Origin of the sequence: Streptomyces malaysiensis subsp. malaysiensis, from assembly GCF_040653035.1 — a bacterium.
Classification (GTDB): domain Bacteria; phylum Actinomycetota; class Actinomycetes; order Streptomycetales; family Streptomycetaceae; genus Streptomyces; species Streptomyces malaysiensis.
This window is the reverse complement of sequence record NZ_JBEZNG010000016.1, coordinates 203,770-224,979: the sequence shown is the minus strand read 5'-3', so window position 1 is coordinate 224,979 and position 21,210 is coordinate 203,770. Positions and strand designations below refer to the sequence as shown.

General features: G+C 72.9%; 19 protein-coding genes. 15 read left to right on the top strand and 4 right to left on the bottom strand.

All coding sequences use genetic code 11. From position 1 onward, the window contains the following. Positions 1-19: 19 nt before the first annotated feature. Positions 20-769 (bottom strand): FadR/GntR family transcriptional regulator, encoded by a 750-nt coding sequence (locus AB0E24_RS28930; protein ID WP_069869669.1) that lies wholly within the window; start codon positions 767-769, stop codon positions 20-22. Positions 770-943: 174 nt separating this feature from the next. On the opposite strand from AB0E24_RS28930, the gene AB0E24_RS28925 reads away from it, so the two are divergent. The 4 genes from AB0E24_RS28925 to AB0E24_RS28910 all read left to right on the top strand — a co-directional run bounded on the left by AB0E24_RS28925 (position 944) and on the right by AB0E24_RS28910 (position 5,545). Then, positions 944-2,311 (top strand): glutamine synthetase family protein, encoded by a 1,368-nt coding sequence (locus AB0E24_RS28925; RefSeq protein WP_359381319.1) that lies wholly within the window; start codon positions 944-946, stop codon positions 2,309-2,311. Positions 2,312-2,322: 11 nt separating this feature from the next. Beyond that, positions 2,323-3,738: an aldehyde dehydrogenase family protein gene (locus AB0E24_RS28920; protein WP_359381316.1), complete on the top strand. Its 1,416-nt coding sequence runs from the start codon at positions 2,323-2,325 to the stop codon at positions 3,736-3,738. Position 3,739: 1 nt separating this feature from the next. Next, positions 3,740-4,522, top strand: a complete 783-nt coding sequence (locus AB0E24_RS28915; RefSeq protein WP_069869671.1) for a 3-oxoacyl-ACP reductase — start codon at positions 3,740-3,742, stop codon at positions 4,520-4,522. 69 nt (positions 4,523-4,591) lie between these two features. Next, positions 4,592-5,545 (top strand): DUF2510 domain-containing protein, encoded by a 954-nt coding sequence (locus AB0E24_RS28910; protein ID WP_359381366.1) that lies wholly within the window; start codon positions 4,592-4,594, stop codon positions 5,543-5,545. A 43-nt stretch (positions 5,546-5,588) separates the two neighbouring features. Here AB0E24_RS28910 and AB0E24_RS28905 read toward each other — a convergent pair whose 3' ends face one another. Beyond that, positions 5,589-6,785 carry an amino acid deaminase/aldolase gene (locus AB0E24_RS28905; protein WP_069869673.1) on the bottom strand — a complete coding sequence of 399 codons (1,197 nt, stop codon included), beginning with the start codon at positions 6,783-6,785 and terminating at the stop codon, positions 5,589-5,591. 213 nt (positions 6,786-6,998) lie between these two features. Between AB0E24_RS28905 and AB0E24_RS28900 the strand changes: the two genes are divergently transcribed. Further along, positions 6,999-8,093, top strand: coding sequence for a hypothetical protein (locus tag AB0E24_RS28900; RefSeq protein WP_359381312.1), 1,095 nt, complete (start codon positions 6,999-7,001; stop codon positions 8,091-8,093). Continuing rightward, positions 8,090-9,307, top strand: a complete 1,218-nt coding sequence (gene mycP / locus AB0E24_RS28895; RefSeq protein ID WP_251770289.1) for a type VII secretion-associated serine protease mycosin — start codon at positions 8,090-8,092, stop codon at positions 9,305-9,307. The genes AB0E24_RS28900 and mycP overlap by 4 nt, the downstream gene beginning before the upstream one ends. A 74-nt stretch (positions 9,308-9,381) precedes the next feature. Here mycP and AB0E24_RS28890 read toward each other — a convergent pair whose 3' ends face one another. Further along, positions 9,382-10,149, bottom strand: a complete 768-nt coding sequence (locus AB0E24_RS28890; protein WP_359381309.1) for a serine hydrolase — start codon at positions 10,147-10,149, stop codon at positions 9,382-9,384. Positions 10,150-10,225: 76 nt separating this feature from the next. On the opposite strand from AB0E24_RS28890, the gene AB0E24_RS28885 reads away from it, so the two are divergent. Continuing rightward, entirely contained in the window at positions 10,226-11,008 is a 783-nt protein-coding gene (locus AB0E24_RS28885) for an SseB family protein (RefSeq protein ID WP_359381306.1), read from the top strand. A 128-nt stretch (positions 11,009-11,136) separates the two neighbouring features. Further along, on the top strand, positions 11,137-11,937 hold the full coding sequence (locus AB0E24_RS28880) for an aquaporin (RefSeq protein ID WP_069869677.1): 801 nt from the start codon (positions 11,137-11,139) through the stop codon (positions 11,935-11,937). 155 nt (positions 11,938-12,092) lie between these two features. On the opposite strand, the gene AB0E24_RS28875 is transcribed toward AB0E24_RS28880, so the two are convergent. Then, positions 12,093-12,458, bottom strand: coding sequence for a DUF1844 domain-containing protein (locus AB0E24_RS28875; RefSeq protein ID WP_069869678.1), 366 nt, complete (start codon positions 12,456-12,458; stop codon positions 12,093-12,095). A gap of 460 nt (positions 12,459-12,918) precedes the next feature. On the opposite strand from AB0E24_RS28875, the gene infC reads away from it, so the two are divergent. From infC to pheT, 7 genes are all read left to right on the top strand, one after another. Then, on the top strand, positions 12,919-13,560 hold the full coding sequence (gene infC, locus AB0E24_RS28870; protein ID WP_079153538.1) for a translation initiation factor IF-3: 642 nt from the start codon (positions 12,919-12,921) through the stop codon (positions 13,558-13,560). 137 nt (positions 13,561-13,697) lie between these two features. Beyond that, the gene (gene rpmI / locus AB0E24_RS28865; protein WP_020867203.1) at positions 13,698-13,892 is read left to right on the top strand and encodes a 50S ribosomal protein L35; all 195 of its coding nucleotides are present in this window, start codon (positions 13,698-13,700) and stop codon (positions 13,890-13,892) included. Between the two features lie 103 nt (positions 13,893-13,995). After that, a complete protein-coding gene (rplT, locus tag AB0E24_RS28860) occupies positions 13,996-14,379 on the top strand; it encodes a 50S ribosomal protein L20 (RefSeq protein ID WP_069869680.1) in 384 nt (127 codons plus the stop codon). Positions 14,380-14,945: 566 nt separating this feature from the next. Next, positions 14,946-15,779 carry a TrmH family RNA methyltransferase gene (locus AB0E24_RS28855; RefSeq protein WP_079259595.1) on the top strand — a complete coding sequence of 278 codons (834 nt, stop codon included), beginning with the start codon at positions 14,946-14,948 and terminating at the stop codon, positions 15,777-15,779. Between the two features lie 44 nt (positions 15,780-15,823). After that, positions 15,824-17,017, top strand: a complete 1,194-nt coding sequence (locus tag AB0E24_RS28850; RefSeq protein ID WP_069869682.1) for a sensor histidine kinase — start codon at positions 15,824-15,826, stop codon at positions 17,015-17,017. Between the two features lie 221 nt (positions 17,018-17,238). Continuing rightward, on the top strand, positions 17,239-18,360 hold the full coding sequence (gene pheS / locus AB0E24_RS28845) for a phenylalanine--tRNA ligase subunit alpha (protein ID WP_069869683.1): 1,122 nt from the start codon (positions 17,239-17,241) through the stop codon (positions 18,358-18,360). Further along, positions 18,360-20,915 carry a phenylalanine--tRNA ligase subunit beta gene (gene pheT / locus AB0E24_RS28840; protein ID WP_359381299.1) on the top strand — a complete coding sequence of 852 codons (2,556 nt, stop codon included), beginning with the start codon at positions 18,360-18,362 and terminating at the stop codon, positions 20,913-20,915. The genes pheS and pheT overlap by 1 nt, the downstream gene beginning before the upstream one ends. Positions 20,916-21,210: the final 295 nt, after the last annotated feature.

The following is a 21,210-nucleotide window of genomic DNA, read 5'->3' as shown; positions in this document are numbered from 1 at the left end:
GCCGGGACAAGGGGTCGCGTCAGATCAGGAAGCCGCGTAGCAGCGCCGCCGTGCCCTCGCAGTGCTCCCGCATCACCTCGCGCGCCCCGTCCGCGTCCCCGTCCAGCACCGCCTCCACCATCGCCCCGTGCTGGGCCTGGGAGTGCTCGAGGTTCTTCACCAGCAGCGGGATGCAGTCCAGCAGGTCGTTGACGGTCGCGCGGACGGCCGCGTACTGGGCGGCCAGCGACGGTGAGCCCGCCAGCTCCGCGAGCGTGAGGTGGAGCATCGTGTCCAGCCGGCGGTAGTCGGCCAGCGGGGCGTCCCGCGTCGCGTCCAGGGCCGCCCGCAGCCGCCGCGCCTGCCCGTCGCCGAGCCCGTGCGCGGCGCACAGCCCCGCCGCGCCCACCTCCAGGACCTCGCGGAACCGAAGGGTGTCCTCGACGTCGACCGCCTCGACCCGGCGCCGCAGCTCGTCCTCGCCGCCCACGGCGGGCTCGGGCCTGGCCCGGACGAAGGTGCCGCCATAGCGGCCGCGGCGGCTCTCCACCAGACCCTGGTCCTGGAGCACCTTCAGCACCTCGCGCAGGGTCACCCGGCTGATCCGCAGCCGGTCGGCCAGCTCCCGCTCGGCCGGGAGCCGGCCGCCGTCGGGGACCAGCCCCAGCCGCAGCACCTGGAGTATCTGCTCCAGCGCCTCCTCGAAGCCGTTCCCCGCGCGCACCGGGCGCAGCACCGGCGCCAGCCGGTCGTCCGCCGCGCTCCCGGGCCCACTCCCGCTCTCGCTCATCGAACCGTCCGCACCTACTTCCCAATCAATGGTCTGCGGTACTACCTTAAGGCCCACCCGCGCCTCTGGCCCCTCCCCGGACCCGCGGGCTCCCCGAATCTCCCGCACTCCGCCGAGCCCCGCACCCCCCATTACCTCGAACTCCCCGAAACTCCCCGACGCAGGAGGCCCACCGTGGCAGACCGCACGCCCCCGCTCTCGGTCGACGAGCTGACCAGACTGGTCGCCGCCGGGGAGATCGACACCGTCGTCCTGGCCTTCACCGATATGCAGGGAAGGCTCCAGGGCAAGCGGTTCGCCGCCCGCTTCTTCCTCGACGACGTCCTGGCACACGGCACCGAGGGCTGCAACTACCTCCTCGCCGTCGACACCGAGATGAACACCGTCGACGGCTACGCCATGTCCTCCTGGGAGCGCGGCTACGGCGACTTCGCCATGCACGGCGACACCGCCACCCTGCGCCGCACCCCCTGGAACCCCGGCACCGCCCTCCTCACCGCCGATCTCGCCTGGCACGACGGCAGCCCGGTGGTCGCCTCCCCGCGCCAGATCCTGCGCCGTCAGCTCGACCGGCTCGCCGAGCGCGGCTGGACCGCGTACACCGGCACCGAGCTGGAGTTCATGGTCTTCAAGGACAGCTATGAGCACGCGTGGAGCGCCGGCTACCGCGGGCTGACCCCCGCCAACCAGTACAACGTCGACTACTCCGTCCTCGGCACCGGCCGGGTCGAGCCCCTGCTGCGCCGCATCCGCAACGAGATGGGCGCCGCCGGGATGACCGTCGAGTCGGCCAAGGGGGAGTGCAACCTCGGCCAGCACGAGATCGCCTTCCGCTACGCCGACGCCCTGACCACCTGCGATCAGCACGCCGTCTACAAGACCGGCGCCAAGGAGATCGCGGCCCAGGAGGGCATGGCGCTCACCTTCATGGCCAAGTACGACGAGCGCGAGGGCAACTCCTGTCATATCCACCTCTCGCTGCGCGACGAGTCCGGGCACCCGGTGCTCGCCGACGACGAGGGCCCGTACGGCATGTCGAAGACCATGGGCCACTTCCTCGCCGGGCAGATCGCGGCGATGCGCGAGTTCACCCTGCTCTACGCCCCGAACATCAACTCCTACAAGCGGTTCCGCCCCGGCTCCTTCGCGCCCACCGCCGTCGCCTGGGGCCCGGACAACCGCACCTGCGCGCTGCGCGTCATCGGCCACGGCCCCTCCCACCGGCTGGAGAACCGGCTGCCGGGCGGCGATGTCAACCCGTACCTGGCCGTGGCCGGGATGGTGGCCGCCGGGCTGTACGGCGTCGAGAAGGAGCTGGAGCTCCCCGAGGTCTGCACCGGCAACGCCTACACCGGCGGCGCCGAGCAGGTGCCCACCTCGCTGCGCGACGCCGCCGAGCTGTGGCGGAACAGCCCCATAGCGCGGGACGCCTTCGGCGACGAGGTGGTGGAGCACTACCTCAACATGGCGCGCGTGGAGCAGGACGCCTACGACACCGCCGTCACGGACTGGGAGCGCTTCCGGTCCTTCGAGCGCATGTGAGGAACCACCAGGTGAACGAGTCGCTGAACGAGTACCCGCAGCAGCACCCCGACGACCACCCCCATGAGCACCAGATCCTCAACCCGGCCACCGAGGAGGTCATCGCCACCGTCCCCGCCGCCACCCCGGGCGATGTGGCCGCCGCCGTCGCCCGCGCCACCGAGGCGCAGCGCGGCTGGGCCGCGCTCGCGCCCGCCGACCGGGCCCGGCTGCTGCGCCGCTTCGCCGCCGTCGTGGACGGGCGGATCGAGGAGCTGGCCGCCCTCGAGGTCCGCGAGGCGGGCCATCCGATCGGCAACGCCCGCTGGGAGGCGGGCAATGTGCGCGATCTGCTGGACTACGCGGCCGGGGGAGCGGAGCGGCTGAGCGGAGCCCAGATCCCGGTGGCCGGCGGTCTGAACGTCACCTTCCATGAGCCGCTCGGCGTGGTCGCGGTCATCGCGCCGTGGAACTTCCCCATGCCGATCGCCGCCTGGGGCACCGCGCCCGCCCTGGCCGCCGGGAACGCCGTGGTCCTCAAACCGGCCGAGACCACCCCGCTCACCGCGCTCCGGCTGGCCGAACTCGCCCTGGAGGCGGGCCTTCCCGAGGGGCTGTTCCAGGTGCTGCCCGGGGCCGGGCCGGTCGCGGGCGCCGCGCTGGTCGAGCACCCCGGCATCGCCAAGGTCGTCTTCACCGGCTCCACGGCCGTCGGCAAGCAGATCATGGCCACATGCGCCGCGGGCGTGAAGCGGGTGACCCTCGAACTCGGCGGCAAGAGCCCGAACATCGTCTTCGCCGACGCCGACATCGAGCGCGCCGCGGCCTCGGCGCCCGGCTCCTTCCTGGACAACACCGGACAGGACTGCTGCGCCCGCAGCCGCATCCTGGTCCAGGCATCCGTCTACGACCGGTTCATGGAGCTGCTGGCGCCCGCCGTGACCTCCTTCGCGGTCGGCGACCCGGCCGACCCCGCCACCGCCATGGGCCCGCTGATCTCGGCCGCCCAGCGCGAGCGCGTACGGTCCTACGTACCCGAGGACGCGCCCGCCGCGATCCGCGGGGACGCCCCGCAGGGCAAGGGGTTCTGGTACCCGGCCACCGTGCTGGAGGCCACCGGCCCCGGGGACCGCGCCGCCGTGGAGGAGATCTTCGGCCCCGTGGCCGTCGTCCTCCCCTTCGAGGACGAGGCCGACGCCGTACGGCTGGCGAACGCCACCGACTACGGCCTGTCCGGCTCGATCTGGACCCGGGACGTGGGCCGCGCGGTGCGGGTCTCGCGCGCCGTCGCCGCCGGGAACCTGTCCGTCAACTCGCACAGCAGCGTGCGCTACGCCACCCCCTTCGGCGGCTACAAACAGTCCGGCCTGGGCCGGGAGCTGGGCCCCGACGCCCTTGCCGCCTTCACCGAGACCAAGAACGTCTTCATCAGCACCGAGGAGCAGTGACGTGACCGAGACCCCCGTGTGCCGCCGTCTGGTGGGCCGTACCGCCGTCGTCACCGGAGCCGGCAGCGGTATCGGCCTGGCCACCGCGCGCCGCCTCGCCTCCGAGGGCGCGCACGTCGTCTGTGCCGATATCGACGAGAGCGCGGGCAAGGCCGCGGCCGACGAGGTCGGCGGGCTCTACGTCCACGTGGACGTGACCGACCCCGAGCAGGTCGAGGCGCTCTTCAAGACCGCCTTCGACACCTACGGTTCGGTGGACATCGCGTTCAACAACGCCGGGATCTCCCCGCCCGACGACGACTCGATCCTCACCACCGGACTCGACGCCTGGAAGCGGGTCCAGGAGGTCAACCTCACCTCCGTCTATCTGTGCTGCAAGGCCGCGCTGCCGTACATGCGGCGGCAGGGCCGGGGCTCCATCATCAACACCGCCTCCTTCGTGGCCGTGATGGGCGCCGCCACCTCGCAGATCAGCTACACCGCCTCCAAGGGCGGGGTGCTGGCCATGTCCCGTGAACTGGGCGTGCAGTTCGCCCGTGAGGGCATCCGGGTCAACGCGCTGTGCCCGGGGCCGGTGAACACCCCGCTGCTGAAGGAGCTGTTCGCCAAGGACCCGGAGCGGGCCCAGCGCCGACTGGTGCACGTACCGGTGGGCCGGTTCGCCGAGCCGGCCGAGATCGCCTCCGCCGTGGCCTTCCTGGCCAGCGATGACGCGTCCTTCGTCAACGCCGCCGAGTTCCTCGTGGACGGCGGGATCGCCGGGGCATATGTCACGCCGTTGTAGTCCGGGTGCGTAGTCCGGCCATCCGCGGTGTACGGACCCCAGCCCTGGCCATAGGCTGACCGAGTGACCATGAACACGCCCCCCGGCTGGTACCCCGATCCCGGCTACGCAGGTAACGGCCCCGCCATGGAGCGATGGTGGGACGGCTCCGCCTGGACCGAGTACACCCGTGATGCCTCGGGCGCCGCGGACCTGGCCTTCGGCCCGCCGCCGATGCCCCCCTATCTGCCAGGGCAGCAGGGGGGCCGGGGCCGCGGGCCGAGGATCGCGGCGCTCTCCGTCGCGGTCGGCGTGGTCGTCGCCGCGATCGTCGGCGGCATCGTGCTGCTGGGCGACGGCGATGACGACGGTGGCAACGCCGCCCAGACCGGGCCCGCCCCCAGCACCTCCGCACCGGACGACGGCGGCGACCCGGTCCCGGACGTCCCGGACGGCCCCTCCGACGGGCCCACCGGCACCCCCGGCACACCACCCGACTACGACCCGAACACCGCCCCGGACCCGGGCAACGGCATCAGCCTGCCGGTGCTCACCGGCTGGCAGGCGGGGCGCAGCAGCTCCGGCGGCGCGGGCGTCACCACCTCCCGCTACCCCTGCCCGGGCGACCCGTCCACCGACTGTGTGCGCGGCGGCGCCTTCTCCCGGACCGCCGAGGGCTACAAGGCCACCTCCGCCAAGGGCATAGCCAAGGAGGACATCGCGCAGAACGCCGAGGAGTCCTATGGCACCGACCAGAACACCGACCGCAAGGCGTACGGCGGGATCACCTCCCACGAGCAGTTGAAGGCGTCGGAGGTCGAGGTCGCGGGCAAGGAGGGCTATCTGGTCCGCTGGAAGGTGGTGACGAAGAAGGGCGACGACGGCATCGTGCAGTCGGTGGCCTTCCCCTCGCCCACCATGCCGGACACGATGGTCGTGGTCCGCTTCGGATTCGACATGAGCGACAAGGCGCCGCCGCTCAGCGACATGGACAAGATCGTCAAGGGCATCGAGGCGCTGGCGGGCGACGGCCGGTCCATCTGACGGCCCGGTCCATCCAGCCGCGAAGGGCGCCCGAAGGGGCCCTTCAGAGGAACGTCCGGCCCTCGCCCCGATACGTGGGCGCGTCGGCCACCACCCGGTCCTCCTCGATCAGCCGCAGCGTGTCGAACCGCTCGCACAGCTCACCGGCCTTGGCGTGCCGGAACCACACCTTGTCGCCGATCAGCAGATCGTCGGCGGCCGTGCCCCGCAGCGGGGTCTGCACCTCGCCCGGCCCCTCCATCGAGTCGTACACCAGCCCCTCCGGCAGATACGGCACCGGCAGCCGGTCCCGGCCCGCCACGCCCGACGCCGGATAGCCGCCGCCGAGCACCGTCACCACGCCCACCCCGGGCCTGCGCACCACCGGCTGGGCGAACAGGGCCGCCGGGCGGCCGCGGAAGGAGGTGTAGTGGTCGAAGAGGCGCGGCTGGTAGAGCCCGGAACCGGCGGCGATCTCGGTCACCGCGTCCTCCGCGGCGGTGTGCTGCACACTGCCCGTACCGCCGCCGTTGACGAACTCCAGGTCCGCCACGGCCCGCACCGCGCGCACCGCCTCGGCCCGGCGCGCCGCGAGCTCCCGGCGCGCCACGCGCTGCATCAGCCGGACGGCGCGCGAGCGCAGCGGACTCCCGGGCACCGCGTCGCCCACGCCCGCCACATGTCCCTCGTACGCCATCAGCCCGACCAGCCGGAAGCCGGGGCGGCGGGCGATCGCCCGCGCCAGCTCGGCCAGTTGCTCCGGTTCGTGCAGCGGTGAGCGCAGCGTCCCGACCCGCACCCGCCCGCCGAGCATCCGCAGCGAGGTGTCCAACTCCAGGCAGATCCGGACCTCTTCGGTCCCGGCGCGAACGCTGTCGATCAGATCGAGCTGGGCGAGGTCGTCCACCATGACGGTCACGGCCTCCGCCAGCTTGGGGTCGCCGGTCAGGGTGGCGAAGCCGTCCCGGTCGGTGGAGGGGTAGGCGAGCAGGACATCGTCGAACCCCTCGCGCGCCAGCCACAGCGACTCCGGGAGGGTGAAGCTCATGATCCCGGCGAAGCCGTCGCGGGCCAGGACCCGCTCCAACAGCGCCCGGCAACGCACCGATTTGCTGGCGACGCGGATCGGCTTCCCTCCCGCCCGGCGGACCAGATCGCGTGCGTTGTCGTCGAAGGCTTCCAGGTCGACAATCGCCACGGGGGCTTCGAGATGGGCGGTGGCCCGGTCGTACCGGGCCCGTTCAGCGGCGGCAGCGCACATGGACGCAGCTTGCCAGACCGCTATTACCACTGGGTAGAGGGCGGCTGGTGTGCAGGGCCCCCGGCTGCCCGTAGAGTGTCGCGCACGCCACGACCGGCAGGTCAGCGGCGTGTTGTCCGTATACGGGCCCGCCTGCCCGAAAGGCGGTGCGGTGGCGCGGCGAACCGGACGGAGCCAGGTGAAACAGGTGTCGACGGGTGCGAGGGGGTGCAGGTGAGCACCGACGCGGAACAGGCGCACTCACCCTACGACACGCCCCCACCACGCCCCGCACATCCCCCGCGCACGGCGCCCGCACAGCCTTCCGCGCCCCCTCCGCGCCCCACCACCTCGCCCGGGTTCACCCCGGATCCGGACACGCCCGTCCTCGGCGTAAGAGCGAAGGTCCCGTACCCGAGAGGCACCGCCGGGGCGTCCGGCACCCGGATGCCCCCGCGCCCCTCCGCACCGCCGCGCGTCCGCGGGCTCTTCGCGGACGGCGGCCTCTTCGTGGACGGCGGGCGGGCCGGGCGGCGCAGACCGCCCAGCCGTACGGCGGCCGCCGCCGCGAGCCTCGTCCTCGGCCTCGGGCTGCTCGGCGGGGCAGCGGCCGGGAGCTGGCTGGGTGACGGCTCCGACACCCCGCCGTCCATCGCCGACACCTACGCCCACGCCCGCACCGTCTGGTACAGCGTCCCCGTGGACGACCTCTTCCCGCGCACCCTGCGCGGGAAGGGCGAGGGACCCGGCGGAGCCGACCGCCTCTGGACCCGGATAGCCGTCGCCCCGGACAGCAGCTGCGGCGGCGGATTCGATCCGCTGCTCGCCAAGGCGCTGGCCCCGGTGGGCTGCAAACGGCTGGTGCGCGCCACGTACACCGACGCCACCAGCACCAGCGTCACCACCGTCGGAGTGCTGATCACCACCTCGGGACCCACCGGGATGCGGGCGCTGCACCAGCGCTTCGTCGCCGAGAAGCTGGACGAGCGCAGCGATCTGATGCCACGCCCGTACGCCGCCAAGGGCACCGCGGCGGCCGGTTTCGGCGATGAGCAGCGCGCCAGCTGGCGGATCCGGATCCTCACCGACGCCCCCGCCGTCATCTACACCGTCAGCGGTTTCGCCGACGGCCGTAAGGTCACCGACCCGCAGTCGGCGGGCGAGGCGACCCAGCGGGGCGCCACCTCGTCCCCCGCGCAGTCGGGCCTCGGCAACGACGCCCGGGGCATCGCCGACCGGATCGAGACCGGATTCCGCCGGGCCCTGTCCATATTCACGGAGTCCTCGGAGTCCGCGGGGGCCTCGGGGTCTTCGGGGTCCACCTCATGACCGGGCTCGGGCGGCGCCTCGCCGTGGGTCTCGCCGCCGCCGGGCTGACCCTGGTGCCCGCCGCGCCCGCGAACGCCGACGGCATACAGGCCCAGGAGTGGGCGCTGGAGGCCCTCCACGTCCAGGAGGCATGGCAGACCACCAAGGGCTCCGGGGTCACCGTCGCCGTCCTCGACACCGGCGTCGACGACGGCCACCCCGACCTCGAAGGCCAGGTGCTGCCCGGCAAGGACCTCATCGGCTTCGGTGCCCGGCGCGGTGAACGGGCCTGGGCCCGCCACGGCACCGCCATGGCCGGGATCATCGCCGGGCACGGCCATGGCGCGTCCGGCGGCGAGGGCGTGCTGGGCGTCGCGCCGAAGGCGCGGATCCTGCCGGTGCGGGTGATCCTCGAAGACTCCGACCCCGCCCGTAAGAAGGCCCGCTCGACCCGTGGCGGCGCGCTCGCCTCCGGTATCCGCTGGGCGGCCGACCACGGCGCCGACATCATCAACCTCTCGCTCGGCGACGACAGTGCCTCCGCCCACCCCGAGGCCGCCGAGGACGCCGCCGTGCAGTACGCGCTGCGCAAGGGCGCGATCGTGGTCGCCTCCGCGGGCAACGGCGGCGAGAAGGGCGACCGGGTCTCCTATCCGGCCGCCTACCCCGGGGTGATCGCCGTGACCGCCGTCGACCGCTACGGCTCCCGCGCCGCCTTCTCCACCCGCCGCTGGTACGCCACCGTCTGCGCACCCGGTGTCGACGTGGTCATCGCCGACCCCGACAAGCGCTACTACGAGGGCTGGGGCACCAGCGCGGCCGCCGCCTTCGTCTCCGGCTCCGTGGCCCTCGTCCGCGCCGCCCACCCCGAACTGAGCCCGCGCCAGGTACGGCAGCTCATCACCCGCACCGCCCAGGACGTCCCCGAGGGCGGCCACAGCGACGACCTCGGAGCGGGCCTGGTGGACCCGGCGGCGGCGATCGCCGCGGGCGGCAAGATGAAGCCGGACGCCCAGCGGCCCGCCGTGGCCGCAGCGCCGAAGCGCTTCTTCGGCAACGGGCCCGGCCACGCCCAGGGCGAACACGAGGACTCCGGCCCCAACCAGATGGCGCTGCTCGCCGGGATCGCCGGGGCCGCCCTGGTCGTCGCGGCGGTCGCCCTGTGGCGCGGCTCGGGACCGCTGCGAGTGCCCCCGAGACTGCGCGCACTGCTCCCGACGAGCCGTACGCGCTGAGCGGGGCGCCGGGCCGGGGCCCGGCGGCGGTCCTCGGCCGCGCTCGTTCCTGTGTGCCGCTTGCCTTGCCGGGATCAACGGGCGTGGGCCACCGCCACGGCCGTACGCGCCACCTCTTCGACCAGCGTCACCCCGGCGCGCAGATCCGCATTGCCCTCGGAAAGCACCGAGAGCAGATGGGTGCGGCCGCCCGTGGTCACCGCGCCGATGCTGTTCACGACCCACAGTCCCGTGGCGTCGCGCGGCATCCAGCCGTTCTTCAGCCGCGTCCGGCCGCCGGTGCCGTCGGCCGCGGCCGAGACGCCCCAGCTCTGACGGGCGGTGACGCGCCCCATCAGGGTCCGCAGATACGCCCGGGAGCGCACGCTCAGCGGGGAGTCGTCCAGGAAGACCGCACGCAGCAGGGTCAGCTGATCGGCCGCGGTGGTCCGCGTCAGCCCCCAGCGCCCGCGCTCGTCGCCGCGCGTATCGGTCAGCCCGAGCCGCGCCAGCGCCGTCCCGAGGCCGTTCGTCCCGCCGATCGTGTGCCACAGTGCCGTCGCCGCGTCGTTGTCGCTGTTCTCGATCATCACGGTGGCCTGCGAGCGCTCCTCGGCGGTCAGCCGCCGCCCCTCGTCCTGCGCCCCGAGCAGCAGCGCCGCGAGGATGCCGACCTTGACGACGCTCGCCGTGGCGTACGAACCGTCGCCATGGACCCCGCTCGCCCCCGACCCGGTCTCCAGGACGGCGACCGAGAAGTCCGCGCCGGAGCCCGCGGCCACCGGGGCCAGCGCGTCGGCGAGCGCCCCGCTCAGCCCGCCCGGACCGGACAGGGCCGGGCCGCCGTCGTCCACGCGCTCCACACCGTCTCCCTCGCTGCCGCCCCCGCCGAGGGGTGGGGGTGCGGGTGGATCTCCTTGCTGTCGATACCCTCATGGCGTGGCGCTCAAGAACATTCCCGACTCCGGCTTCTCCGACGACGACGGCTCCGCCGACCCCCGTCTGGCCGCGGCGCTCGCCGCCTGGGCCGATGACCGCTCGGCCGAACCGGAGGTGCTCGCGGCGCTCGCCGAAGCCCGCCTGCTCGTTCCCGTGGTGGCGATCCTCGGGGAAGTCGAGGAGGTGGAATCCAAGCCGCGCGAAGCGTCCGTTGAGGGTGGTGGTGGGCGACGGGCGGGCGGGCTGCGCCGGGAGAAGACGAGTGATATGTCGGTGCCCACGCTGGAGGCGCCCGGCGGCCGCCGGGCCCTGCCCGCCTTCACCTCGCTGGAGACGCTGGCCCGCTGGCGGCCGGACGCGCGGCCGGTGGCCGTACCGCTGCGCCAGGCGCTGGAGGCCACCGCCCATGAGAAGGCGGACACCCTGGTCCTGGACCTCGCGGGCCCGGTGCCGTACCAGCTGACCGGCCCGGCGCTGCTGGCCCTCGCCGAGGGCCGGACCAGCGCCGATCCGCTCGCCGACCCGGCCGTGACCGAGGCGGTGCGTACCGTGCTGGCCGCCGAGCCGGAGGTGCTGCGGGCCCATCTGGCCCCGGCGGCGGACGCCGACGGGATGCTCGCGCTCGCCCTGGCGTCGGAGGCGCCCGCGCGGGAGACGGCGCACCGGGTGGCGGGCGCCCTGGCCGCCGACGAGGTGCTGCGGGCGAGGCTGGTGCGCGGGCTGACCCTGGCGCTGCTGCCGCCGGAGGCGAAGGTCCCCGGCGAACCGCTCTTCAGCCGCTGAGGAGGCGGGACCCGGCCGCCGAGGAGGCGGGAGCGGGCGCTCCCCGTTCGGACCAACAGGCGAATCGTCCTGATTCCCCCCACAATGCTTAGGCGACTGGCGGTCGGAATCTGTGTGAGGAGAGCGCCATGGAGACGAGAACGGTCGTAGCGGAGTTCATCGGGACCGCGATGCTGGTCCTCTTCGGAGTCGGTTCGCTGGTCCTGGCGGGCGACTACATCAACGCCCTCGGGATCTCGCTCGCCTTCGGCTTCACGCTGATCGCGATCGCCTTTGCGTTCGGACGCATCTCGGGCTGCCACATCAATCCGGCGGTGACCCTCGGCGTGCTGCTGGTCAAGCGCATCGACATCCGTACGGCCGTCCAGTACTGGGTCGCGCAGTTCGTCGGCGCGATCGTGGGCGCGGCGGTGCTCTTCCTGCTCGCCAACCAGGTGCCCAGGCTCCAGACGGCGGACGCCTTCGGGAGCAACGGCTACGGCGGCCGCTCACCGGTGGGCATGGGCGCGGGCGGGGCCTTCCTCGCCGAGGTGCTGCTGACCTTCCTGCTGGTCTTCGTCTTCCTCACGGTGACCCACTCGGTGGCCCTGGTCGGCGCCGAACCGGTCCCGGTGGGCCTCGCCCTCGCCGCGGCCAACCTGGTCGGCATCCCGCTGACCTGGGCCTCGGTCAATCCGGCGCGCAGCTTCGGCCCCGCGATCTTCGCGGGCGGGGACGCGCTGGGTCAGCTGTGGCTGTTCATCGTCGCACCGCTGGTCGGCGGGGTGCTCGCCGCCGTGGTGCACCGGTTCACCCATCTCCATCCGGCGGGCCAGGCCGAACGGGAGCAGGCGCATCCGCCCCCGACGACCGGGCCGTGGGGGCGGCTGCGCGGCGGCCATCGCCCCGAGGCGGGCGATACGGAGACCAAGGGCCCGGAGGCGGCCTGAGCATGAGCAGAGCAGGCCGCTGCCGGGGCCGACTGCTGCCGGGGCGGGCCCCAGTGGCCTGGGTCCCCCAGGGGTTGGGTCCCGAGGGCCCCAGGGGGCGGGTCCCGGCGCCGAGGGCTCGGCGCCGAGGGCCGGAGGCTGTCGGCCCCGAGGGTTCAGCCGAAGACCGGGCCGGTGAACTTCTCGCCCGGCCCCTGCCCCGGCTCGTCCGGCACCACCGACGCCTCGCGGAAGGCGAGCTGGAGCGACTTCAGACCGTCCCGCAGCGGGGCGGCGTGGAAGGAGCTGATCTCCGTGGCGCTTGCCGTGACCAGCCCGGCCAGGGCGTTGATCAGCTTCCGCGCCTCGTCCAGGTCCTTGTGCTGGGGGCCCTCCTCGGCCAGGCCGAGGTTGACCGCGGCGGCGCTCATCAGGTGCACCGCGACCGTGGTGATCACCTCGACCGCGGGCACATCCGCGATGTCCCGGGTCATCCGGTCGAAGTCGGGGGCCGGCGGCTTCCCTGCGTTGGCGTCGCTCATGGTGGTCGGGGCTCACTTCCTGATGGATGGTGGGCCCCAGCCTAGGACGCCGTCCGCCGGGCGTAGATACAGGTCGCGGGGAACGGGCCGTACCGGTCGCGGGGAACGGTCCGTACCGGTCCCGGGGAACGGGTCGGGTGGCACCGACGACGGGTCCGGGTGACCGCTGGGTGATACATCCTGTGCCAGTGCTGGTATCGTAGATAAACGACCGGCTGGTCACTTGCGTGTCCGGCCCACAAGTGGAGGCTCCCCGCTCCCACCTCCCGATCCCCCGGGTCGGCAGGTCATCGGTCAGGCTGCGCCCCGCGGTGATATCGCGGCGGTGCTCCCGGTCAATGAGGAGCCCCGCCTGTGTACCGTCCGGGGCGTTTTGTGCGCCACGGCGCGGTGGTCTCAACCGAAACAGACTAACGCGGCAGTCCGCCAGGCGGTCGCGTGGTGCAACCGAGGAGGATCCATCAGCGCCGAGCCCCGCATCAACGACCGGATTCGCGTCCCCGAGGTGCGACTCGTCGGTCCCAGTGGCGAGCAGGTCGGCATCGTGCCGCTTGCCAAGGCCCTGGAGCTTGCGCAGGAGTACGACCTCGACCTGGTCGAGGTGGCGGCGAACGCCCGTCCGCCGGTCTGCAAGCTCATGGACTACGGAAAGTTCAAATACGAGTCGGCCATGAAGGCCCGTGAAGCGCGCAAGAACCAGGCGCACACGGTCATCAAGGAGATGAAGCTCCGGCCGAAGATCGACCCGCACGACTACGACACCAAGAAGGGTCACGTCGTCCGGTTCCTCAAGCAGGGCGACAAGGTCAAGATCACGATTATGTTCCGCGGCCGCGAGCAGTCCCGGCCCGAGCTGGGCTACCGACTGTTGCAGCGGCTCGCCGAGGACGTCCAGGAGCTGGGCTTCGTCGAGTCCAACCCCAAGCAGGACGGGCGCAACATGATCATGGTTCTCGGTCCGCACAAGAAGAAGACCGAGGCGATGGCCGAAGCCCGCGAGGCGCAGGCCGCCCGAAAGGCGGAGCGCCAAGGCGTTCCCCACCTGGACCAGTCTCCGGACGCGTCCGTGGAGCAGCCTGCCGAGGAGCCCGCCGAGGCCTGAGGCGACAGCCTCGACCCCCGGGACCCCGGTCCCGACATAGACCGACATAACAGACGCTTCCGCGCACACCGGTCCGCGGTCCGATAGAGCCACGCCCGGATGGGGCGGAAGCGCCCCGACGAGGAGAGAACGGCGACATGCCGAAGAACAAGACGCACAGCGGTGCCAGCAAGCGATTCAAGCTCACCGGCTCCGGCAAGGTGGTGCGCCAGCGCGCCGGTCGCCGCCACCTTCTCGAGCACAAGCCGTCCACGCTGACGCGCCGCCTGGCCGGAAAGGTCGAGATGGCCCCTGCCGACGCCAAGAAGATCAAGAAGCTTCTCGGCAAGTGACGCCCCGCCCCGCTTCGGCGGGGCGAGCGCCAGACCGGGACCCGGACCTATTCGTTTCCGGGCCGCGTGAGTCACCCGCGGCCCCGTACAAGGAGTTAACCAAGTGGCACGCGTCAAGCGGGCAGTCAACGCCCACAAGAAGCGCCGGGCGATCCTCGAGCAGGCCAGCGGCTACCGGGGCCAGCGCTCCCGCCTGTACCGCAAGGCCAAGGAGCAGGTCACCCACTCTCTGGTCTACAACTACAACGACCGCAAGAAGCGCAAGGGCGACTTCCGTCAGCTGTGGATCCAGCGCATCAACGCCGCTGCCCGCGCCAACGGCATGACGTACAACCGCTTCATCCAGGGTCTGAAGGCCGCCAACATCGAGGTGGACCGCAAGATTCTGGCCGACCTCGCGGTCAACGACGCCAATGCGTTCGCCACGCTGGTCGAGGCGGCGCAGAAGGCGCTGCCGAGCGATGTCAACGCGCCGAAGGCCGCGTAACCGCTGCGCTGAGCTGTACGCCACGGACCCGCAGGTGAAGGCTCACCTGCGGGTCCGCACATGTGGGTGCCTCCTGCTCGGGCCTCGTCGCCGGGTGCCACCCGGTGGCCGGGTTGTGTCTCTCCTGGGGTTTCGTTGCCGGGCGCGGCCCGGTGGGCGGGTTGTGCGTGCCCACGATGTTCCGCCTCGCGGATTGTCGGCGACGGGTGTGCCGCCGGTGCCTGGGGTTTCGTTGTTGGGTGCGGTCCGGTGGCCGGGTTGTGCCCACCCGTCCCGCCCCGCGGGACGATTGCCCACAACGGGGTTCGCCGGTCCGTTGCTCCCCGCAGCGGGGCATGCCGTACCTGCCGTCGGGGCGGGGTATGTTGCTGGCGCTTGCGGGGGTGGTTCTTCCCGGGGGCGCCCGATCGTTTTGTCGCGCGGACCCGAAGTCAGGCCCCTGCGCTGGCTCGCGCCTTCGGGGGGGCCGGGGGCTTGTCCCCGGATTCGGGAAGGGGCGGGGTGGGGAAAACCCCCGGCCCGCCGCACCACCGTCGCCCACGCCCACGACCACGAATCGAGAACCCATGCCCGCTCCCGAGCTGACCTCGCTCAAATCGCCGCGCGTCACCACCGCACGACGGCTGGGCAAGCGCAGCTTCCGCGGTAAGGAGCGGCGGTTCATCGTCGAGGGGCCGCAGGCCGTACGGGAGGCCATAGCGCACCTCGTGGAGGTGTACGTCACCCCCGAGGCCGCCGACCGCCACGCGGACATCCTCGCCGCCGCCCGCGCCGCGCACCTCCCCGTCCTCACCGCGTCCGACGAGGTCATCGCGGAGATGTCGGACACCGTCACCCCCCAGGGCATCGTCGGGCTGTGCCGCTTCCTGGACTCGCCGTTCGAGGAGATCCTGCGCGCCCGGCCGAGGCTCGTCGCCGTCCTCGCCAACGTCCGCGACCCCGGCAACGCCGGGACCGTGCTGCGGTGCGCCGACGCCGCCGGGGCGGACGCGGTCGTGCTGACGGACGCGTCCGTGGACCTCTACAACCCCAAGGCCGTACGCGCTTCCGTCGGCTCCCTGTTCCATCTGCCCGTCGCCGTCGGGGTGGATGTCGAACACGCGGTGAGCGGGTTGCGGGAGGCCGGGGCGCGGGTGCTGGCCGCGGACGGGGCGGGGGAACGGGACCTGGACTCCGAGCTGGACGACGGGCTGTTGGGCGGCCCCACCGCCTGGATCTTCGGCAATGAGGCATGGGGCCTGCCGGAGGCTACCCGCGCACTCGCGGACGAGGTGGTGCGCGTTCCGATTCACGGCAGGGCCGAGAGCCTCAACCTCGCGACGGCCGCCGCCGTGTGCCTCTACGCCTCCGCTCGTGCGCAGCGCGCTCCCGCAGGGTGCCGCTCCGTCACATCGACCTAGTAGGGTTGCCCCACTCTGGGAGGGGACCGAGAGGGGGTGTGGGGATGGACGTCAGGACCTCCGGCGCCAGGGCGGCCGATGCCCATGCGCCCGGAGCGGAGCCGCCCGGCGGGGAGCGTGACCACCCGTCCACGGGGGCGGGGCCCGATGTGCCAGGTGGCGCGCCGGACGGGTTCGGGCCGCATCCCGACGAGCTGCCCGACGGCCTGGTGGTGGCCGATGAGACCGGCCTGGTCACCTGCTTCAACGCGGCGGCGGCCCGGATCACCGCCACCGACCCGGCGGACGCGATCGGCAGCCGGCTCGAGGTCGCCCTGCCGTTAGAGGACCTGGACGGCCGGCGCTGGTGGGCGCTGACCGATCCCTATGGAGGGCTGGCCATCCGGGCCGGTCAGCCCGAGCGGAATCTGCTGCTGCCGGGCGGGCGCGAGGTGCTGGTCTCGGCCCGCTATGTGCGTGAGCGGCCGACCGGTCCGGTGCGCCGGGTGGTGGTCTGTCTGCGCGGCACCGAGGCCCGCCGCCGCACCGAGCGCAGCCATGCCGAGCTGATCGCGACCGTCGCCCATGAGCTGCGTTCGCCGCTGACGTCCGTGAAGGGGTTCACCGCCACGCTGCTGGCCAAGTGGGAGCGGTTCACCGACGACCAGAAGCGGCTGATGCTGGAGACCGTCGACGCCGACGCCAACCGGGTCACCCGGCTGATCGCCGAGTTGCTGGACATCTCCCGGATCGACTCCGGCCGGCTGGAGGTGCGCCGTCAGCCGGTCGACCTCGCCGCCGCCGTCCGCCGCCATGTGCAGGCGCTCACCGCGGCCGGGCACACCGCCGAGCGGTTCCTGATCAGGGTCAGGGGGCCACTGCCCAGGCTATGGGCCGATCCGGACAAGATCGATCAGGTGCTGGGCAATCTGCTGGAAAACGCGGTGCGCCACGGCGAGGGAACGGTCACCATTGATATCGCGCCCGCACCGGCCAAGCCGGTCGCGGACGGCCCCACTGTCGAAAGGACCGCCGTCACCGTGAGCGACGAGGGCCCCGGTATCCCGGAGGAGTCGATGAGCCGCGTCTTCACCCGCTTCTGGCGGGGCAGCAAGCGCGGCGGCACCGGCCTGGGGCTCTATATCGTCAAGGGCATCGTCGAGGCGCACGGCGGGGCGATCACCGTCGACCGGGCCCGCGGCGGCGGCGCTGAGTTCCGATTTATCCTGCCCGTGGGCACCCCGGCCTATCTGGCCTGATCCACCCGCGGGCTTCTCCAGCACGGGGCGGACCCCCGTGCGGCGCCCGCCGCACGGCGTCCCCCGGAACAGCACCCCTCGCGCGCCCCTTAGACTCGGGCTTTGGCACCTTTGGCGTCCCCCGCACGGGGCGCAGCGGTCGCAGCCGGTCGAGCCGGGGTCGCGCAGCCGGGGGGCACCTCCCAGCGGTAGCTGGGGGACAAACGGAAGCACGGGAAGAGATGTCGGCACCCAATAAGTCGTACGACCCTGTCGAGGTCGAGGCACTGAAACCGGAAGAGATCGCCCGCAGGCGGGACGAGGCGCTCGCCGCCATCGCCGCCGCAGGCGACCTCGAGGCGCTGCGCGAGGTGAAGGTCGCCCACAGCGGCGACCGCTCGCCGCTCGCGCTGGCCAACCGTGAGATCGGCGCCCTGCCGCCGCATGCCAAGGCGGACGCGGGCAAGCGCGTCGGCCAGGCCCGCGGCCAGGTCAACCAGGCGCTGAAGGCCCGGCAGGAGGAGCTGGAGGCGGAGCGCGACGCCCGGGTGCTGGTCGAGGAGGCGGTGGATGTCACCCTGCCGTACGACCGCACCCCGGCCGGCGCCCGCCACCCGATCACCACGCTCTCCGAGCGCATCGAGGACGTCTTCGTCGCGATGGGCTACGAGGTCGCCGAGGGCCCCGAGGCGGAGGCCGAGTGGTTCAACTTCGACGCGCTCAACTTCCCGCCCGACCACCCCGCCCGCGAGATGCAGGACACTTTCTTCGTGCGGGGCGAGAAGGACGGTGAGCCGTCCGGTGTGGTGCTGCGCACCCACACCTCGCCGGTGCAGATCCGGTCGATGATCGACCGTGAGCCGCCCATCTATGTGATCTGCCCGGGCCGCACCTTCCGCACCGATGAGCTGGACGCCACCCACACCCCCGTCTTCCACCAGGTCGAGCTGCTCGCCATCGACGAGGGTCTGACCATGGCCGACCTCAAGGGCACGCTGGACCACATGGTGCGGGCGCTGTTCGGCGAGGGCATGTCCACCCGGCTGCGGCCGAACTTCTTCCCGTTCACCGAGCCGTCCGCCGAGATGGACATGCTGTGCTACGTGTGCCGTGGCGAGTCCGTGGGCAACCCGGACCGGCCCTGCCGCACCTGCTCCAGCGAGGGCTGGATCGAGCTGGGCGGCTGCGGGATGGTCAACCCGCGGGTGCTCATCGCCTGCGGTGTCGACCCGGAGAAGTACAGCGGGTTCGCCTTCGGCTTCGGCATCGAGCGGATGCTGATGTTCCGGCACAACGTGGAAGACATGCGAGACATGGTCGAGGGTGATGTGCGCTTCACCAGGCCCTTCGGGATGGAGATCTGATGCGGGTCCCGCTTTCTTGGCTGCGGGAGTACGTCGACCTGCCCGCCGGTGAGACCGGCCGTGACGTACAGGCCAAACTCGTCGCCGCCGGGCTCGAGGTCGAGACGGTCGAGCAGCTCGGCGCCGGCCTCAAGGGCCCCCTGGTCGTGGGGCAGGTGCTGGCCATCGAGGAGCTGGAGGGGTTCAAGAAGCCCATCCGCTACTGCCAGGTGGATGTCGGCCAGGCGGGGGGTACCTCCCAGGCCGAAGGCTCTGGGGGAGGCAGCGGTGAGCCGCAGAACATCGTCTGCGGTGCCCGCAACTTCGCGGTCGGCGACAAGGTCGTGGTCGTGCTGCCCGGCGCCGAGCTGCCCGGCGGCTTCGCGATCGCCGCGCGCAAGACGTACGGCAAGGTCTCCGAGGGCATGATCTGCTCCGCCAGCGAGCTGGGCATGTCCGACGACCACGACGGCATCATCGTGCTGCCGCCGGAGCATGAGACCGGCACCGACGCCATCGAGCTGCTGGAGCTGGTCGACGAGGTCCTCGACATCGCCGTCACCCCGGACCGAGGCTACTGCCTGTCGATGCGCGGCATCGCCCGCGAGACCGCGATCGCCTACGAGCTGCCGCTGCGCGACCCGGCCCTCCTCGACGTGCCCGCGCCCAACAGCCACGGCTACCCGGTCAAGGTCGCCGACCCGGTCGGCTGCGACCGCTTCACCGCCCGCACCGTCACCGGGCTCGACCCCGAGGCGCACTCCCCGATCTGGCTCCAGCGCCGGCTCCAGAAGGCCGGGATGCGCCCGGTCTCGCTCGCCGTCGACATCACCAACTACGTGATGCTCGAAATCGGCCAGCCGCTGCACGCCTACGACCGCTCCCGGATCAACGGGGCGATCGGGGTGCGCCGCGCGGAGCCGGGCGAGAAGCTCACCACCCTCGACGGCACCCAGCGCGTCCTGGACGCCGAGGATCTCGTCATCACCGACGAGAGCGGGCCCATCGGCCTCGCCGGGGTCATGGGCGGCGCCAACACCGAGATCGCGGATGTCTCCGCCGACCCCGGGTCCGGCCAGGTGGCCGGCACCACCGAGGTCGTCATCGAGGCCGCCCACTTCGCCCCCGTCCCGGTCGCCCGCACCGCCCGCCGCCACAAGCTGTCCTCCGAGGCGTCCCGGCGGTTCGAGCGCGGTGTCGACCCCGAGGCCGGCTCGGCGGCGGCGCAGCGCACCGTCGACCTGCTGGTGCTGCTCGCGGGCGGCACCGCGGAGGTGGGCGTCACCGAGATCATCGCGCCCAGCGCCCCGCACACCATCACGGTGCCCGCCGACCACCCGGACAAGGTCGCGGGGGTGTCCTACGGCCGCGAGACCGTGGTGCGCCGGCTCCAGCAGATCGGCTGCGATGTCTACGGGTCCGACGACCTCACCGTCACCGTCCCCAGCTGGCGGCCCGACCTCACCGACCCCAACGACCTGGCCGAGGAGGTCATCCGGCTCGAGGGGTACGAGAACCTCCCCTCGACGCTGCCCCGGCCGCCCGCCGGGCGCGGGCTGACCGAGCGTCAGCGGCTGCACCGCAGGGTCGGCCGGGCGCTGGCCGGGGCCGGATATGTCGAGGCGCTGAACTACCCGTTCATCGGCGAGGAGGTCCTCGACCAGTTCGGGCTGGCCGCCGACGACCCGCGGCGCGATCTGGTCCGGCTGGTCAACCCGCTGTCGGACGCCGAGCCCGCGCTCCGTACGACGCTGCTGCCCGGGCTGCTCGGGGCGCTGCGCCGCAACAACGGGCGCGGTGAGCATGACCTCGCGCTCTTCGAGACGGGCCTGGTCTTCCGCGCCACCGGCGACGAGCCGGCCGCGGCCATCCTCCCCGTCGACCGCCGTCCCACCGACGAGCAGATCGCCGGGCTCGACGCCGCGCTGCCGCACCAGCCGCGCCGCGCCGCCGTCGTCCTCGCGGGCGACCGCGAACAGGCCGGCTGGTGGGGCAAGGGCACCCCGGTGAGCTGGGCCGACGCCATCGAGGCGGGCCGGATCGTGGCCCGCGAGGCGGGCGCCGAGCTGATCGTCCGCCAGGACCAGCAGGACCCCTGGCACCCGGGCCGCTGCGCCGCGCTGCTCGCCGTCGTCGACGGCCAGGAGATCCTCGTCGGCAACGCCGGGGAGCTCCACCCGCGCGTCACCAAGGCCCTGGGCCTGCCCGAGCGCACCTGCGCGATGGAGATCGAGCTCGACCGCCTGGAGCAGGCCGGCACCGGCCGGGTGGAGGCCCCCCACGTCTCCGCCTTCCCGGTGGCCACCCAGGACGTCGCCCTGGTCGTGGACGCGTCGGTGCCCACGGCCGAGGTCGAGTCGGCGCTCCGCGAGGGTGCGGGCGAACTGCTCGAATCCCTCCGCCTGTTCGACGTCTTCACCGGTGAGCAGCTCGGCCAGGGCCGGAAGTCGCTGGCCTACGCGCTGCGCTTCCGCGCCCCGGACCGCACGCTGACCGCCGAGGAGATCGCGACATCCCGCGACGCCGCGGTCTCGGCAGCCGCCACCCGCACCGGCGCCACCCTCCGCGGAGCCTGACACCAACCGGCTCCCACCACCGCGACACATGGGGCGCCCCCACCCCAGGGGCGCCCCATCGCCGTCCTCCCACGCACCACACCGCGCCCCGCCGTACCCCGGGCGGCGGTGGAGTGTCCGCCGGCCCGCACAGGCCGCTCCGCATCACCGCATGCGGCTCCGAGGGCCCACGGACGCCCGCCCCGCCCTCGCGCGGGTCGCCGCCGCGGTGGCGGCGGCTTGGTGTGCAACGGCCGCTTTGCGGGCGGGGCTTGGGGGCTACGGCCCCACCGTAGCCCCCAAGCCCCGCCCCCCG

Coding starts and splice junctions, on each gene's coding strand:
- AB0E24_RS28930 (WP_069869669.1), bottom strand. CDS start 769: ATGAGCGAGAGCGGGAGTGGGCCCGGGAGCGCGGCGGACGACCGGCTG.
- AB0E24_RS28910 (WP_359381366.1), top strand. CDS start 4,592: ATGAACACGCCCCCCGGCTGGTACCCCGATCCCGGCTACGCAGGTAAC.
- AB0E24_RS28905 (WP_069869673.1), bottom strand. CDS start 6,785: ATGTGCGCTGCCGCCGCTGAACGGGCCCGGTACGACCGGGCCACCGCC.
- mycP (WP_251770289.1), top strand. CDS start 8,090: ATGACCGGGCTCGGGCGGCGCCTCGCCGTGGGTCTCGCCGCCGCCGGG.
- AB0E24_RS28880 (WP_069869677.1), top strand. CDS start 11,137: ATGGAGACGAGAACGGTCGTAGCGGAGTTCATCGGGACCGCGATGCTG.
- AB0E24_RS28875 (WP_069869678.1), bottom strand. CDS start 12,458: ATGAGCGACGCCAACGCAGGGAAGCCGCCGGCCCCCGACTTCGACCGG.
- rpmI (WP_020867203.1), top strand. CDS start 13,698: ATGCCGAAGAACAAGACGCACAGCGGTGCCAGCAAGCGATTCAAGCTC.
- AB0E24_RS28855 (WP_079259595.1), top strand. CDS start 14,946: ATGCCCGCTCCCGAGCTGACCTCGCTCAAATCGCCGCGCGTCACCACC.
- AB0E24_RS28850 (WP_069869682.1), top strand. CDS start 15,824: ATGGACGTCAGGACCTCCGGCGCCAGGGCGGCCGATGCCCATGCGCCC.
- pheS (WP_069869683.1), top strand. CDS start 17,239: ATGTCGGCACCCAATAAGTCGTACGACCCTGTCGAGGTCGAGGCACTG.
- pheT (WP_359381299.1), top strand. CDS start 18,360: ATGCGGGTCCCGCTTTCTTGGCTGCGGGAGTACGTCGACCTGCCCGCC.